Genomic DNA, 17004 nt, shown 5'->3' with positions numbered 1-17004 from the left:
CGGCATTCACGACCCCTTGGTCGTGAAGCACCCGCTTGGACGGGTACCCGGTTCTCAGAGTCAGCGACTCTGGCAAATGGCAGCGGACCGCCTGGACGATGACAACAGCCTGGAGCGTTACGCATGGCGCGTTCCCGGGCACGCGCAAAGCAGCGACTGGGCATGCCGCTTGCCCTTGAAGATCCATTGGCACAGGACTTTGAACGCCGACGCTGATTGCAATGTCATCGGAGAATAAAAATGATCGGTGTCGTTATTCCTGCCCATAACGAAGCGGCGAACATCGCGGCATGCATTGAGTCGGTGTTACGCGCGGGACGGCACCCTGAGTTGGATGGCTATGTCGTCCGGGCGTTTGTGGTGGTCGACAGTTGTACCGACGCGACCGCGGCCCTGGCCCGAGCCTGCGGCGCCGCGACGATACGCGTGACAGCGCGGAACGTCGGCATCGCCCGAGCGGAAGGCGCGCGGGTCGCGTTGGCCTGCGGGGCGCAATGGCTCGCATTTACCGATGCCGATTGCGTAGTCGCCGATGACTGGCTTGCGTGTCAACTTCGGTGCAATACCGAGGTGGTATGCGGTGTGATTCAGATCGACGACTGGACAGGGCATCACGAAGCTGTACGTGAGGACTTCGTCACCACCTATACCGATGCGGACGGCCACCGTCATATCCACGGCGCGAACCTGGGTTTGACGGCTGCCGCCTATCTGCGCGTTGGCGGCTTTCCGCCAGTCGCGTGGAACGAAGACGTTGCGCTCATTCGCGCCTTGATCGACGACGGCGCCGAAATCGCATGGAGCGCGGCGGCCCGGGTGGTGACGAGTGCGCGCGTTGATTCTCGGGCAGAGAAAGGATTCGGCGCAACTTTACGCGCGGTGAGTGAACGAATAAGCCGGCAGTACGCAAGCTCGGCATGGGCCGGTGCGCTTGCCAGCCCGACCAGCGGGGAACCAGGTTGAACATCGATTGCGGGTGACAAGCGCGCGGCCTCGCTACTTGTGAGCACCGGAAGCACCTCCTCCCCATGTTGGTTGACTGGATCTGCTTACCCTTTTGACCGAGCGCCAAAAGCAACGGCCATTTTCCTTAAGCAATACTTAAGCGAAAGGGCGGGACAATCCTGGCATCGCGCAGCGGAGCGCGCGTTATGTTACGCGCTCGACAAACCGCTGTCGCGCTGACTCACACCGCCCCGTGCTTATAACTCGGCGTTTTATCGCGCCCTTGGCAAACCAGGTCACGATTCATGCAAGGATTATTTGAGCGCGAACCGGCGTCCGGTAAGCCGATTCATCCGAATGGAGCGTTGGCCATCAAAATCTCGGTACGTGGAACCGTGAAGATGGTCTGGTACAGCGCGGACCTCACTCACGATACGGGAAAGTGGCGTCCTCGCTTTTCGGTAGATGAATATCGGAGGAAGACGGGCCACATGCCGGTCAGCGCTGCGCACCAACTGGAGGAGCAATTCGAAACGGAGGCAGAGGCGCGTGAACGTGCCAAGCAAGCCGCCATTGAATTCGCGAACGGTTCGAAATGACAACGAAAATCACAGCGCCTGGCGCGCCGCAAAAGTTATCCGACGGAGTATCAATGCTTGAACCAGATTCCGACGCAATCACGCTGCGCATCTACTGCGGCCCAGGCGGCCAATGGGCTGGTCGGCTCTTTCTCGGGACCGAGGAAATCGGCGTTCTCGGGGCATTCGATTCGTCGCAAGCAGTCGAAAAGGCGGCCAACGAAATTGGGCTTCATCCCGAGCACGTCGAGGTCGACGCAAGCTGACTTCCCTTATCCCGATACCACTCGAAGCGGGACGCCGCGCTGTAAAGGAGGGGCGGGCGCCCTGTGCCGCAAAGGCTTTCCAGGCGAGTTGCAGTCCCATTTCCAATGAAAGGCATTCGACATGACAAACGACGTGCGCACCCCGGCGCATTACGCGATCAGCAAAGTTCCTCAGCTTACCTTCGGCTTTTGGGTCATCAAGATCGCTGCGACGACGCTCGGCGAAACCGGTGGCGACTGGGTCACGATGTCGCTGAACCTTGGGTATCTGATCGGTTCGGCAATCTTCGCTTTGATATTCATCGGCCTTGTTTCAGGACAGATCAAGGCTGATCAGTTTCGGCCGTTTCTGTATTGGGCAACCATTGTCGCGACGACTACGCTCGGAACCACAATGGCCGACTTTGCTGATCGATCGCTTGGCCTGGGCTATCCCGGCGGCGTCGCGATCGTCGCCGGATTGCTTGCCGCGAGTCTCGCAGTCTGGTATTGGGCCGAAGGCGACGTCGCCGTTCAAAGCGTCACGACCCCGAAGGCCGAATGGTTCTACTGGATCACGATCCTGTTCTCGCAGACGCTGGGCACGGCGCTCGGCGACTGGATTGCGGGCAACGACCGCGGCGGCTTGGGGTTCGGCTACGAATCCGGCGCGCTGATCTTCGGCGCGGGCCTTGTCATCGTCGCCGCGCTCTACTTCCGGGCGGTGATGTCGCGCACCGCGCTCTTCTGGGCCGCGTTCATTCTGACGCGACCGCTAGGCGCGACGCTCGGCGACTGGCTCGACAAGCCCGTGGCGCAGGGCGGCCTGCACGTGAGCCGCCTGTATGCGTCGCTGATCCTGCTCGCGTTCATGGTCGTGAGCGTGGCGCTCATTCCACAACGAGCAGCGAGAACAACGGAGCCAGTTTGACGGCGTGCATCGAGTCTACGGCGGGTCGCCTCAGCGACTTCAATGGGCAGTGAGGCCACCGCGGGCCCCCTCTGATTTGATGTGTTTTTGATGGATTAATGATACCCCGCTGGCGATCCCCGAGACTATGCTTGACGCATAAACAGGAGAGGGACATGGGCGCGAGCGAGGGACGTATCGAACAACGGGCGCAGAACTGGTACCGCGAGCGCGACTGCGCCCTGGATGAGTTCATCGAACTCCTGGAGGCCGATGACAATCGTCCGACGCGTTATGCGGCGGAAGTTACGCAGCGGATTCCCATCTACGATTGCAGGCAGCTCGAAGGCATTACGCGCGATGCTTCCCAGAAAGCGCAGTTGCAGGCGGAATGGGCTCGCGTCTTCCACGACGGCGCGGGGGTGCTGGTGCTTCGACAAGCATTCGCCGATACAAGACCTGTCGACGACGCCACGGCTGTTTTCGAATCCATTATCCGCAGTGAGCAGGAGCAAGGCGCAGGCGGAGCCGATCATTTCGCCAAGGCGGGCGCGAACGACCGTGTCTGGAACGCCCAGGAGAAGCTCTGCCTGCGAGCGCCCGCGGTATTCACGGATTACTTCTCGAATCCGTTGCTCATGCTTGTGTCGGAAGCGTGGCTTGGACCGTGCTATCAGATGACGTCACAGGTCAACGTGGTGCGCCCCGGCGGTGCCGCTCAAGAGGCACATCGCGATTACCATCTTGGCTTCCAGACGGCTGAAAAGGCCGAACGCTATCCTGCGCACGTGCATCGGATGTCGCCCTTCCTCACGCTCCAGGGCGCGGTCGCACATGGCGACATGCCGGTTGAGAGCGGTCCGACGAAGCTCCTGCCGTATTCGCAGCGATATGCCGAGGGATATCTCGCATGGCGTCGCGCTGATTTCCGGGAATATTTCGAGGCGCATTTCGTACAACTGCCGCTCTCGAAGGGCGATGCCGTGTTTTTCAATCCCGCGTTGTTCCATGCGGCTGGCGCGAACCGCACCGCGGACGTACAACGCATGGCGAACCTGCTGCAGGTCTCGTCGGCTTATGGCCGGGCGATGGAAGCGCTCGACCGCAGGAGAATGTGCGAGGCGGTTTATCCGGAATTGCGCAAGCGGCGTGCGTCGGGGCGAATCCGTGATGCCGAAGCCGCTGCGGTAATCGCATCCTGCGCGGAAGGTTACCCGTTCCCCACCAATCTCGACCGCGACCCACCGGTCGGCGGGTTGGCGCCGGAAAGCCAGCAGGAACTCATGCACCGTGCGCTTGCCGAGGATTGGGAGCCCGCCCGCTTCACGCTGGCTTTGAACGATTACGCCACGCGACAGCGCACCGCGTGATTCAGGGGGCTGGCGGCCTCGGCTGGATCGAAAAGCCAAATTATAAAAATGTCCGCTTGACGGCTATCGAGAGTGCCGTATGATGGGTCCATTGGTGCAATGCAGCAAATCTTCGCAATGGCATTGAATGACCGACCCACGAAGAATTTATTTCACGAGCGGTCAATCTTTCCTTATTCTCCCCAGCAGGCATCGTGGGCTGCATCGGCGAACTTGCAGTCTGCGATGAACGTGACCCCAAGCGCCATGTGAGCGGTCCTCAACGACTTGCCAGTTGAACGCGCAAACGGTCAAGACGGTACTGCGGTCCTGAACCCGGCGACTCTCCAAGCTGGCAAACGACGCGCCGCAAAGATTTGTTCGCCGAGATTCCCGGAAAGCGTCGTGCCTTTCGTCTCACCGTCTGGTTTCGAAGCCCGCGCCATGGCGGGCTTTTTATTATGCTCGACGCATTGTTCGAGTCTTCCGCAGTTTGCGCTCAATATGTAGTCGACCGGCCGGACGAATTCTCACGGCCGATTCGATCAACAGGGCCCGATCGCACCGCCCCGCGTCCGGCAAGCGCCGAGTCGCCACTTGAGACCCCGCCATGAAAGACAAGATTGTGACCGCTGACGAAGCGATCGGATTGATCCGCGATGGTGATGCCGTCTGCTGCTCGGGCTTTGTCGGTATCGGTACGCCGGACGAACTCCTCATCGCGCTGGAACGACGGTTCACGAGTGCGGGCATGCCTCGCGACCTGACCTTGGTCTTCGCCGCCGCGCCGGGTGACGGCAAGGATCAGGGACTCAACCGGATCGCGTTGCCGGGATTGGTCAAGCGGGCAATCGGCGGACATTGGTCGCTGGTCCCGAAGCTCGCCCGGATGGCGACTGAGAATCTGATCGAGGCGTACAACCTGCCGCTCGGCGTCATGTCGCATCTCTACCGGGACATCGCGGCGCATCGGGCCGGCACGCTGACTCAGGTTGGCCTCGGCACCTTCGTCGATCCGCGCCACGGCGGCGGCAAGATCAACGCGTGCACGCTTGAAGACCTGGTCAGCACCATCGAGATCGACGGCAAGACCTGGCTCCTCTATAAAGTCTTTCCGCTCAACGTTGCGCTGATCCGCGGGACGACGGCCGACCCCGAAGGCAACATCACAATGGAACGCGAAGCGCTCGTGCTCGACGCGCAAGCGGCGGCGATGGCCGCGCACAACTCGAACGGCCTGGTGATCGCCCAGGTGGAAAACATCGTTGCAAGCGGGACGCTCGATCCGCGAGCGGTCGTGGTTCCCGGCATCCTGGTCGACCGTGTCGTTCTCGCGCGTCCCGGTGCTCAGCCTCAGACCTACGGCACGGCGTACAACCCGGCGTTCTCGGCGCAGACGAAAGTCGCGGTCGGGGCGATGAAAAGCCCCGCCCTCGACGAGCGAAAAGTGATCGCACGCCGATGCGCGTTCGAATTGCCGCTGGGCGGGGTGATCAACCTGGGCATCGGCGTCCCGGAAGTCGTTGGCGCCGTGGCGGGAGAAGAGCGCCTGCTGAGTCACCTGACCTTGACTGCGGAACCGGGCGTGATCGGTGGCATGCCTCAGGGCGGACTGGATTTCGGCGCGGCGATCAATGTCGATGCGCTACTGCATCAGAACCAGCAGTTCGACTTCTACGACGGAGGCGGCCTCGATCTCGCGTGCCTCGGCATGGCCGAGGTCGACCGTTGCGGCAACGTCAACGTCAGTCGCTTCGGGCCGCGACTCGCGGGCGCCGGCGGTTTCATCAACATCAGTCAGAACGCCCGTTGCGTGATATTCGCGGGAACGTTCACGGCGGGCGGTCTCGATGTACGGGTGGAAGGCGGGCGTCTTAAGATTGTCACGGAAGGCACGAAGAAGAAGTTCGTCGAATCCGTCGAGCAGATCACGTTCAACGGATCGCTCGCGGCCGAACGCGGTCAACCCGTGCTCTATGTGACCGAGCGCTGCGTCTTTCGGCGCGTGCCTGAAGGGCTTGAGTTGACGGAACTCGCACCCGGCATCGATCTCGAGCGCGATGTGCTCGCGCATATGGACTTCGCGCCGATCGTGCGCAATGTCCGATCAATGGACCCGCGAATTTTCCTGCCGCAGATCCTCAACCTGTCGACGATCCTGTTCGAACGCCAGTTGCGCAGCCGCCTCAGCTACGACGCCGAAAGAAATACCCTGTTCGTGAACTTTGAAGGCATCGGGATTCGCTCGACGGACGATGTCGCAAGTGTGCGTCGCGTGATGGAGGCGCTTTGTGAGAGCATCGGCCATCAAGTCTCGCTGATCGTCAACTATGACGGATGCAGGCTCGACGATTCGATAGCGGATGCGTACTTCGACATGGCGAGGGACTTGCAGTCGAGGTTTTACCACTCGGCCACGCGCTTCACCACGAGCGCGTTCATGCGCATGAAGCTGGGTGCAGCGTTGTGCGATCGAGATTCAGGTTCCGCATCGCAGATTTTCAGGACACACACGGAAGCGGCTGCGTTCGTCGCTAGCCGGCGCGAGGACGTCGCTCAAGAGTCGATTGTCGACGCCCCACGAAACGTACGTGGATGAGCACGCTGCGTTGCGCGTTCCATCCCGATCAACCGTGATTTGAAATTCAAGGAGATTGCCGATGAAAGCTTCCGATTTATTCGTGAAGGCGCTGGAGAATGAAGGCGTCGATCGCATTTTTGCTGTGCCGGGCGAGGAAAACCTCGACGTGGTCGAGTCGCTGCGACGCTCGAGTATCCAGCTCATCGTGACGCGGCATGAACAGTCTGCAGCGTTCATGGCGGCGACTCATGGCCGCCTCACCGGAACACCCGGCGTTTGCATGGCGACACTCGGCCCCGGCGCGCTGAATCTCGTCACGGGTGCGGCCTATGCGCAGCTTGGCGCAATGCCGATGGTGCTGATCACCGGCCAGAAGGCGATCATGACCTCGCGCCAGGCGCGCTTTCAGATCGTCGACATCGTCGCGACGATGAAGCCGCTCACTAAAGCCTCGCGGCAGATCGTGAGCGGGGCCAGCATTCCGACTGTCGTGCGCGATGCGTTCCGGATGGCGGCGGAAGAGCGTCCTGGTCCCGTCCACCTGGAATTGCCCGAGGACGTGGCCGCCGTCGAAGTGAACGACGACGTGACCATCGTTCCCGTGCATCCCGTCGAACTGCCGGTGGCCCACGATGCCGCCATCGAACGGGCTGCGGCATTGCTGATGCAAGCCGAACGGCCGCTCGTGATGTTCGGCGCGGCCAGCAACCGGCCGCGGCTCGTGGGCCAGTTGACCGACTTCATCCGGCGCACCGGCATTCCGTTCTTCAACACGCAGATGGGTAAGGGCACGGTGGCGGCCGTGGGCCGTGAGGAAGCCACGGAACTATGGATGGGCACGGCCGCGCTGAGTGAACGCGACTACCTGCACGAAGCGATCGACCGCGCCGACCTGATTCTCGCGATCGGGCATGACACAGTCGAAAAACCACCGTTCATCATGGGGCCGAAGGGGCCCAAGGTCATCCATGTCGGCTACACGCCGGCCAACGTCGAGCAAGTGTTCTTCCCGCATGCGGAAGTCGTGGGCGACCTGGGCTTGAGCCTTGCGCGGCTCGCCGATCGCGTTCAAGGAAAGCTGCCCAACGCGGCCGCGCTCGCGCCATTGCGCGAAGGTATCCTGAAGCGCACGCTCGATCGCGCCGACGAATCGCGCTTTCCGCTCACGCCGCAACGTATCGTCCACGACGTGCGCGAAGTCATGCCCGCCGAGGGCATCGTCGCACTCGACAACGGCATGTACAAGATCTGGTTCGCCCGTTGCTATCGAACGCGCAGCGCCAACACGCTGCTGCTGGACAATGCGCTGGCCACGATGGGAGCAGGCCTGCCATCGGCGATGATGGCGGCGCTGCTCTATCCCGGCCGACGCGTGATGGCGGTGTGCGGCGACGGCGGCTTCATGATGAACTCGCAAGAGCTCGAGACGGCCGTGCGGCTGAAGCTGAACCTCGTCGTGCTGATCATTCAGGACGACGCTTACGGCATGATCCGTTGGAAGCAGGCCGTCGACAGCTTCACCGATTGGGGCCTCACGTTCGGCAATCCCGACTTCGTCAAGTATGCCGAAGCCTACGGCGCGAAAGGACGACGCGTCGAATCGGCCGAAGGACTGGCACCGGCGCTGGAGGCGGCATTCCGCGAGGGTGGGGTGCAGCTCGTCATCGTTCCCGTCGACTACTCGGAGAACAGCCGCGTACTCGTCGACGAACTCAGAAACCGCGTTAATGAGGTCGCACAATGAAAATCAAGGCAGCTGTTTTGCAGGCAATGGGTGCGGCACTGCCGTACGCCGACTCGCGTCCCCTGCGCATCGAAGCGATCGAACTTGCACCGCCCGGCCCCGATGAGGTGCTGATCAAGATCGCGGCGGCAGGTCTCTGCCACTCTGATCTCTCCGTGATCAACGGCGACCGGCCCCGTCCGATGCCGATGGCGCTCGGACATGAAGCCTCGGGTGTCGTCGAGGAGCTGGGGGCGGGTGTGACCGACCTCAAGGTTGGCGATCACGTGGTCGTCGTGTTCGTGCCGAGCTGCGGCCATTGCGCACCATGTGCGGAAGGGCGGCCAGCCCTGTGCGAACCCGGTGCGGCGGCGAACGGCGCCGGCACGCTGTTGTCCGGCGAGCGGCGTCTCACACGCGGCGGCGAAGCGTTGAACCATCACCTCGGATGCTCGGTGTTTGCCGAGTACGCGACGGTGTCGCGCCGCTCCGTCGTGAAGATCGATCGCGGCGTGCCGCTCGACGAAGCCGCGCTGTTCGGCTGCGCCGTGCTGACCGGCGTCGGCGCGGTGGTCAATACGGCGCAAGTGCGAGTCGGCGCCTCGGTTGCGGTGATCGGCCTGGGCGGCGTCGGTCTGGCGGCGCTCATCGGTGCGCATGCGGCGGGCGCGCGACAGATCATCGCGATCGATCTGGCCGAAGACAAGCTGGAGCAGGCGCGGCTCCTCGGCGCCACGCACACGGTCAACGCGGGTCAGGACGATGCGGCGGAGCAGATCCGCGCGCTGAGTTCGGGAGGCGTCGAGTTCGCGTTCGAGTTTGCCGGGTCGATTCGTGCGCTGGATTTGGCGTATCGCATTACGCGACGCGGCGGAATGACCGTGACAGCCGGCCTGCCGCCGTCAACCGCGCTTTGGCCGCTGCCCGCGGTCAGTCTCGTCGCTGAGGAGCGCACGTTGAAGGGCAGTTATATCGGGACATGCGTGCCGTCGCGCGACATCCCGCGCTTTGTCGATCTGTATGCACAGGGCCGCTTGCCGGTGAACAAGCTGCTCACGGGGCGCATGAAGCTCGAGGAGATTAACCGCGGTTTCGATCTGCTGCACGAAGGCAAGGCAATCCGGCAGGTGGTGGTGTTCGATTGACCGCTGGCGCTTGGGGGTGGGGTGTTTACGCCGTTTGATGTTTTTGCGCTTCTATGGAACTTGTTTTCTTTGTGGTTTATTGGCTCTGCCCCTGTCCGGGGCGGGACTCACTTTCTTTGCTGCTGCAAAGAAAGTAAGCAAAGAAAGCAGCTTTCCAACGCCAATCCTTGCCATGCGCCGCTAGCCCGTCCCCTCGGAGTGGTCCAACCGGGGGAGTGTCGTTAGCGGGGTTTCATCGTTGTTGGCATGTAGAAGAGGCGCGCACGTCGCACCGCCATACGAAGTGGACCAGCAGTCATACATCCCGCCTCGCGCTACGCGCTCACCCGTTAGGTAAAACCGAAACCCATCGGTGAATCTGCGTCGTACTTCGTACTGCCGCATGCTTCAATTCACCACCACTTGCAAACCTGTCGTCGGGCACGAAGTGCAAAGACGGATGAATGACTGCTGTTCCACTCCGTATAGCGGTGCGACGTGCGCGCCTTGTCTACATGCCAACAACGATCAAACCCCGCTAACGACACTCCCCCGGTTGGACCACTCCGTGGGAACGGGCTAGCGGGGCATGGCAAGAATTGGCGTTGTGAAGCTGCTTTCTTTGCTTACTTTCTTTGCAGCAGCAAAGAAAGTGAGTCCCGCCCCGGACAGGGGCAGAGCTAATAAACCGCTAAGAATACAAATTCCATGGAAGCCTGAGCGCATCAAACGGTGTAACCCCCAACCCAACCCCAACCCCACCCCCGCCCAACCCCAAGCGCCAGCGGCAAATTCAACCCTTCCAAACCCAGTTGCGGATATCCTCCCGGTCGATGCCTTCCGCATGCGCGTGCCGGATGCTTTCGATGATCTGATCCTTCAGCCAGTTCTTCGCGTGCGCGCCTGAATCGCGCAGCCTGGGCACGCGGTCGATCACGTCGATCGCGAGCGTGTAACGGTCCACCTCGTTGATGATCGCCAGTTCGAACGGCGTGTTGATATTGCCCTTCTCGCGATAGCCGTGCACGTGCATGTTTTCGTGATTCGTGCGGTTGTACGTAAGCTTGTGCACGAGCGTCGCATACGAGTGGAAGTTGAAGATCACGGGGCGGTCGCGCGTGAACAGCGAATCGAAATCGCGGTTGGACAGGCCATGCGGATGATCGCTCTCGGGCATCAGGCGGAACAGGTCCACGACGTTCACGAAGCGAATGCGCAAGTCGGGAAATTGCGCCTTCAATATTTCGACGGCGGCGAGCGATTCCATCGTCGCGATATCGCCGGCGCAGGCCATCACGACGTCCGGTTCGTGTCCTTCATCGGTCGATGCCCAATCCCAGATGCCGATACCCTTCGTGCAGTGCACGATGGCGTCCTGCATGTTCAGGTATTGAAGATGAGGCTGCTTGTCGGCGACGATCACGTTCACGTAGTCGCGCGAGCACAGGCAGTGCTCCACGACACTCAGCAGGCAGTTCGCGTCCGGTGGCAAATAGATCCTTACGACCTCGGGGCTCTTGTTCGTGACGACATCGAGAAAGCCCGGGTCCTGGTGCGTGAAGCCGTTGTGATCCTGGCGCCAGACGAGCGATGTGATAAGCAGATTGATCGACGGAACCGGTGCGCGCCAGTCGAGTTCCTTCTTCGATTTCTCCAGCCATTTCGCGTGCTGGTTGAACATCGAGTCGATCACGTGCACGAACGCTTCGTAGGTGGCGAAGAGGCCATGTCGGCCAGTGAGCACGTAGCCTTCGAACCAGCCTTCGAGCGTATGCTCGCTCAGCATTTCCATCACGCGGCCGTCGACGGCGAGCGCGCCGCCGTCGCTGTCCTCGGGCTTGTATTCCGCGATCCAGCGCTTGCCCGAAGCCTCGTAGACACCATCGAGCTTGTTGCTGGCCGTCTCGTCGGGACCGAACAGGCGGAACGTCGACATGTTGTTGCGGACGACGTCGCGCAGATACGTGGCGAGCACAGCCGTTGGCGAGTGATACACGGCGGCAGGCTCCTTTACGTCGAAGCGGTAGTCGCGAATATCCGGCAGCGTCAGCGCGTGACGCAAGCGTCCGCCATTCGCATGCGGATTTGCGCTGATACGCCGCTCCCCCTGCGGCGCGAGCGCGCGCAGCTCGGCGATCAACTGGCCGTGCTCGTCGAACAGCGTTTCGGGTTCATAGCTGCGCATCCAGGTTTCGAGCACCTTCAGGCTTTCGTCGCGCGTCGCTGGATCGAGCACGGGCACCTGATGCGAACGCCAGAAGTCCTCCACCTTGTGTCCATCGACCTCTTTCGGGCCAGTCCAGCCTTTGGGCGAGCGCAGCACGATCATTGGCCAGCGCGGCCGTGTCGCATCGTTGTTGTCACGCGCATGCGCCTGGATGGCCTTGATCTCGTCGACGCAGCGCGCGAGCGTGGACGCCATGCGCTGGTGCATCTCGGCGGGGTCGTGTCCTTCGACGAAATACGGCTGGTAGCCATAGCCGATGAACAGGGCTTCGAGCTCCTCGCGCGGAATGCGCGCGAGAATGGTCGGATTGGCGATCTTGTAGCCGTTCAGATGAAGGATCGGCAAGACCGCGCCGTCCTGCACCGGGTTGAGAAATTTGTTCGAATGCCAGGAGGTGGCGAGCGGCCCGGTTTCGGCCTCGCCGTCGCCGACCATCACCGCGACGATCAGGTCCGGATTGTCGAATGCCGCACCGAAGCCATGCGAGAGGCTATAGCCCAGTTCGCCGCCTTCGTGAATCGACCCCGGCGTTTCGGGCGTGCAGTGCGAACCGATCCCGCCCGGCGACGAGAAGAGCCGGAACAGCTTGAGCATGCCGGCGCTGTCCGCGCTGCGGTCGGGATAGATTTCGGAGTAGTAGCCTTCGAGATACGAATTCGCGAGCGTCGCCGGTGCGCCGTGACCCGGTCCCGAGATGAACAAGACGTTCAGGTCCCGCTCGACGATCAGACGGTTCAGATGCACCCATGCGAACGACTGTCCCGGGTCCGAGCCCCAGTGTCCAAGCAGGCGCCGCTTGATGTGCTCCGGCTGCAATGGCTCGCGCAACAAAGGGTTTGCGCGCAGATAGATCATGCCGACCGACAGGTAATTGCATGCGCGCCAGTAGGCGTTCATTTTCTGCAATTGGTCGGGAGAAAGGGGGGCGCTTTCGGAGTCGACAGCCTCGGTGCGCGCGTTAGCGTTTGGACGATCGTAAGTGTTCAATTGCCTCTCCTTTCGGTGCTGGGGTAGCGCGGGTCCGGCGGGGCGGCGGCAAGTAACCGGTGCGAAAACTCGATTGAGGGCGTCTCGTTGCGCGTCCACGCGGATGCAACTCCGATACGCTCCGATTTGGAGACCAACCGAAATGGCAAGTTCCTACGAGAGCGAGGTTTCTTTAATCGCCATCAGCCTTCGAGTTTTTTCAAAGAACGATCATGCAATGGCGGTGCGTTTCGCGTCATGAAACATGAGCGCGTGGGTGCAGACCGGACGCCGCGCGTCCATCGTAATACGATCGCGCACAAAGGGTGCCTCGCTCGAAGCATGGACTTTGGGGCAAAGGCGGGTGCGCCGGTGCGATGAACCATGCATACGACGAGCTGCATTTCCAGGTGCGGGTCGGCGGCGCTTCGTGTTTCACGCGGGCGGTGTGATCGCGTATGACGTGAACGAGGTCGCCACGGCGTGTCTCGTCAATTTCTCTGCATCGCAATGGCTTGTCGCGCACCACGTTGAAGCAGCGTGACTGCGTCCAGCAGCGGTCGCCGAAACGCTTCGCGGTTCGCCAGTTCTGGCGAGAACACTTCCTTGATCGCCAGCATCGTTTCGACGAGTTGTTCCGGATCGCCAGGGACGTTCGCCGTCAGGCGGGCAGCCATCGGGTCGCTGATGTCGTAACGCGTGCCGTCATCGGCATGGCCGCGCAGGAACACGAGCCATGCCGCGACGGCCAGCGCAAGCCGCTCGATCGATTGACCCGCGTTCAGGCGCGCCTCGATCGTTGCGAGCAGACGCGGCGGGATCTTCTGGCTGCCATCCATCGCGATCTGCGCGGTGCGATGCTTGAGCGCCGCGTTGGCATAGCGCGCGAGCAGCGCGTCGCGATAGGCGAGGATGTCGAACGAGGGCGGCACGTCGAGCGTCGGCGCGATCTCGTGCGTCATCATCGCGTGGATCAGCGCTTTCAAAGGCGCGTGCGCGATGGCTTCGTCGATCGTCGTGAAGCCCGCGAGCATCGAGAGATACGCGAGCGTTGAATGCGTGCCGTTGAGCATGCGCAGCTTGGCGAGTTCGAACGGCATCACGTCCTCGACGAGTTGTGCGCCGGCTTCCTCCCATGCCGGACGCCCCGCCGGAAAGCGGTCTTCGATCACCCATTGACGGAACGGCTCGCACGGCACGGGCACGGCGTCTTTTGTCTGCAACGCGCTGAGCGCCGCTTCGCGATCGGCATCGGTGGTGGAGGGGACGATGCGATCCACCATCGTCGACGGGAACGCGACATGCGCGTCGATCCAGTCGGCGAGTTTGCGGTCGAGCATGCGCGCGAACGACACGACTGCCTGCTTCAAGGCCGCACCGTTATGCGAGAGGTTGTCGCATGAAAGCACGGTGAAGGGGGGCGTGCCGGCGTCGCGCCTTTGCCTGAGCGCGGCGGCAAGGATGCCGGGCACGGTCGACGCTTCGTCCGGATGAGCCAGATCGTGCACGATCCCGGCGTGGTTCAGGTCGACGTCGCCGGTTTTCGTATCGCGGCAGTAGCCCTTTTCAGTGACCGTCAGCGAGACGATGCGCACGTTGTCATCGGCCAGCAATTCGAACAGACGCGCACGATCGTGCGGCATCGCGAGCACTTCCTTGAGCGCGCGAATCACCGTCACGCGCACGCCTTCTGGCCCGCGTTCGACCACGCTATACAAACCGTCCTGCGCCATCAGGGCATCGCGCTTGCTCACGTCGCCTTGCAACGTCACGCCGCAAATACCCCAGTCGCCACCGGCCGCGAGCATCGCCTCTTCTGTATAGACGGCCTCGTGCGCCCGATGGAAGTTGCCGATCCCCAGATGAACGATGCCGATACGCGGATCGCGCCACGCCGGCGCCAGCACATGGTCTGTCAATGAAGGGAGCGCGTTGCGGCAAAGCAGTGAATTGGCGGTCATGTTCAGGTCCGAGGGGCGGGAAAACCCGCTGTTGACGATTGAATATACTTGTATGGTAGCATCGGTTCCATCGAATGCCACTCAAGGAAATCCCCATGAAAATCGTCCGCGCCGATGTGATCGTCACGTGTCCGGGCCGCAACTTCGTCACGCTCAAGGTGGTGACGGACGAGGGTGTGTACGGCATCGGCGATGCCACGCTGAACGGCCGCGAACTCGCGGTGGCGTCGTATCTGAAGGACCATGTGTGTCCGCTCCTGATCGGTCGCGATCCGGGACGCATCGAGGATATCTGGCAATTTCTATACAAGGGCGCCTACTGGCGCCGCGGCCCGGTCACGATGAGCGCGATCGCCGCCGTCGACATGGCGCTCTGGGACATTCTGGGCAAAGTGGCTAATTTGCCGCTGTATCGGTTGCTGGGCGGTGCGTCGCGTGAGGGCGTGATGGTCTATGGGCACGCGACGGGCCGCGACATTCCCGAAGCGCTCGACCGCTACGAAGAGCACCTCGAACAGGGCTACAAGGCGATCCGCATCCAGTGCGGCGTGCCGAACATGCGCTCGGTGTACGGCGTGTCCAAGGGCAGCGGCATGTACGAGCCGGCGACCAAGGGCGCGGTCGAGGAACAAAGCTGGTCGACGGAAAAATATCTCGACTTCGTGCCGAAGCTCTTTGAAGCAGTGCGCGACAAGTTCGGCTTCGATTCGCACATGCTGCACGACGTGCATCACCGGCTCACGCCGATCGAAGCGGCACGCCTCGGCAAATCGGTCGAACCATACAGGCTCTTCTGGATGGAAGACCCGACGCCCGCCGAGAACCAGGCGGGCTTCCGCCTGATCCGCGAACACACGGTCACGCCGATCGCGGTCGGTGAAGTGTTCAACAGCATCTGGGACTGCAAGCAACTGATCGAAGAGCAGTTGATCGACTATATCCGCGCAACGTTGACGCATGCGGGTGGCATCACGCACCTGAAGCGCATCGCCGATTTCGCTTCGCTTTATCAGGTGCGCACGGGTTGTCACGGGCCGTCGGATCTGTCGCCGGTTTGCATGGGCGCTGCGCTGCACTTCGACCTGTGGGTGCCGAACTTCGGCGTGCAGGAATACATGGGCTTTCCGAAGGAAGCGCTCGATGTGTTCCCGCATGCGTGGACGTTCGATCGCGGCATGATGCATCCGGGCGAGGCGCCGGGACATGGCGTCGATATCGATGAGGAAGCGGCTGCGCGCTATCCATACGACCCGGCGTACCTGCCGGTCGCTCGGCTCGAAGACGGCACGCTGTGGAACTGGTAAGTACCGAGCCCAAAAAGACACCAAGGAGCATCAGCATGTTTGCAGCCGTTCTGCACGAACCGAAGAAACTCCTCATCGACGAACTCGATGCCCCTCAACCGCAAGCCGGCCAGGTGCAGATTCGTGTGCGCGCGGGCGGCATCTGCGGCTCCGATCTCTCGTATTACTTCAAGGGCAAGAGCGGCGACTTCGCGGTGCGCGAGCCGTTCGTGCTCGGTCATGAAGTCGCGGGTGAAGTCGCGGCGCTCGGCGAGGGCGTGACGGGTCTCGCCGTCGGCCAGCGCGTTGCGGTAAATCCCGGGCTCAACTGCGGCGTCTGCCGATACTGCGTAAAAGGCATGCCGAACCATTGCCTGAACATGCACTTCATGGGCAGCGCGTCGACGTTTCCGCACATGCAGGGCATGTTCCGCCAGTTCATCGCGGTGAGCGCGCATCAGTGCGTGCCGGTGCCCGATGGGCTCGATTTCGCGCAGGCTTCGATGGCCGAGCCGCTCGCGGTCGCGCTGCATGCGTTGCGTCTCGCCGGGTCGCTCGTCGGAGCGAAGGTGCTGCTGGTCGGTTGCGGACCGATCGGTTGCATTCTGCTGGCCGTGGCGAAGCGTGCGGGCGCGCACCGCATCGTCGCGCTCGATCTCGCGGACAAGGCGCTGCAAATGGCGGCGACACTCGGCGCCGACGAAACCGTGCTCGCCAACGATCAGGCACGCATCGACCAGTGGGCGCAGCAGCGCGGCACCTTCGATGTCGTGCTGGAAGCGTCGGGCAGCACCGCCGGACTCGACACCGCATTGCGCGCCGCGCGCGCGGGCGGCACGGTGATCCAGGTCGGCAACCTGCCGGCGGGGCAATCGCCGGTGGCGGCGAATCTCGTGATGTCGAAGGAGTTGCTCTATCGAGGCTCGTTTCGCTTCACCGACGAATACGCGGTCGCCGCCGAAGAACTCGGCGCGCACAAGATCGACTTGCGGCCACTGATGACGCACGCGTTCCCGCTCGAAGAAGCGAACCGCGCGTTCGAAGTGGCGCATGACCGCACGCAATCGATGAAGGTCCATCTGAACTTCGACTAATTTACCCGCACAAACCGC

The 17004-nt window shown here is 62.1% G+C and carries 12 protein-coding genes; 10 read left to right on the top strand and 2 right to left on the bottom strand.

Annotated features, from left to right (window positions below):
• Positions 1-240 precede the first annotated feature (240 nt).
• From AWB68_RS16095 to AWB68_RS16065, 8 genes are all read left to right on the top strand, one after another.
• Positions 241-963: a glycosyltransferase family 2 protein gene (locus AWB68_RS16095; RefSeq protein WP_087645350.1), complete on the top strand. Its 723-nt coding sequence runs from the start codon at positions 241-243 to the stop codon at positions 961-963.
• Positions 964-1250: 287 nt separating this feature from the next.
• Entirely contained in the window at positions 1251-1544 is a 294-nt protein-coding gene (locus AWB68_RS46520) for a hypothetical protein (protein WP_125482947.1), read from the top strand.
• Between the two features lie 53 nt (positions 1545-1597).
• Positions 1598-1789, top strand: a complete 192-nt coding sequence (locus AWB68_RS16090) for a hypothetical protein (protein WP_087645349.1) — start codon at positions 1598-1600, stop codon at positions 1787-1789.
• 121 nt (positions 1790-1910) lie between these two features.
• Entirely contained in the window at positions 1911-2699 is a 789-nt protein-coding gene (locus AWB68_RS16085; RefSeq protein WP_087645348.1) for a COG4705 family protein, read from the top strand.
• Positions 2700-2854: 155 nt separating this feature from the next.
• A complete protein-coding gene (locus AWB68_RS16080; RefSeq protein WP_087645347.1) occupies positions 2855-4048 on the top strand; it encodes a phytanoyl-CoA dioxygenase family protein in 1194 nt (397 codons plus the stop codon).
• Positions 4049-4637: 589 nt separating this feature from the next.
• Entirely contained in the window at positions 4638-6626 is a 1989-nt protein-coding gene (locus tag AWB68_RS16075) for an acyl CoA:acetate/3-ketoacid CoA transferase (RefSeq protein ID WP_087645346.1), read from the top strand.
• Between the two features lie 61 nt (positions 6627-6687).
• Positions 6688-8352, top strand: a complete 1665-nt coding sequence (locus AWB68_RS16070; RefSeq protein WP_087645345.1) for an acetolactate synthase large subunit — start codon at positions 6688-6690, stop codon at positions 8350-8352.
• The gene (locus AWB68_RS16065) at positions 8349-9476 is read left to right on the top strand and encodes a zinc-dependent alcohol dehydrogenase family protein (protein WP_087645344.1); all 1128 of its coding nucleotides are present in this window, start codon (positions 8349-8351) and stop codon (positions 9474-9476) included. The genes AWB68_RS16070 and AWB68_RS16065 overlap by 4 nt, the downstream gene beginning before the upstream one ends.
• A gap of 772 nt (positions 9477-10248) precedes the next feature.
• Here the strand turns inward: AWB68_RS16065 and AWB68_RS16055 are convergent.
• Complete coding sequence (locus AWB68_RS16055; protein ID WP_087645342.1) at positions 10249-12669, bottom strand: phosphoketolase family protein; 2421 nt, start codon at positions 12667-12669, stop codon at positions 10249-10251.
• 470 nt (positions 12670-13139) lie between these two features.
• The gene (locus tag AWB68_RS16050) at positions 13140-14609 is read right to left on the bottom strand and encodes a mannitol dehydrogenase family protein (RefSeq protein WP_087645341.1); all 1470 of its coding nucleotides are present in this window, start codon (positions 14607-14609) and stop codon (positions 13140-13142) included.
• A 95-nt stretch (positions 14610-14704) separates the two neighbouring features.
• Here AWB68_RS16050 and manD point away from each other — a divergent pair, with 95 nt between their 5' ends.
• Positions 14705-15913 carry a D-mannonate dehydratase ManD gene (gene manD, locus AWB68_RS16045; protein WP_087645340.1) on the top strand — a complete coding sequence of 403 codons (1209 nt, stop codon included), beginning with the start codon at positions 14705-14707 and terminating at the stop codon, positions 15911-15913.
• 35 nt (positions 15914-15948) lie between these two features.
• Positions 15949-16986, top strand: coding sequence for an L-idonate 5-dehydrogenase (locus AWB68_RS16040; protein ID WP_087645339.1), 1038 nt, complete (start codon positions 15949-15951; stop codon positions 16984-16986).
• Positions 16987-17004: the final 18 nt, after the last annotated feature.

Source organism: Caballeronia choica (assembly GCF_001544535.1).
Taxonomy (GTDB): Bacteria; Pseudomonadota; Gammaproteobacteria; order Burkholderiales; family Burkholderiaceae; genus Caballeronia; species Caballeronia choica.
This window is presented reverse-complemented; position numbering and strand designations above follow the sequence as displayed.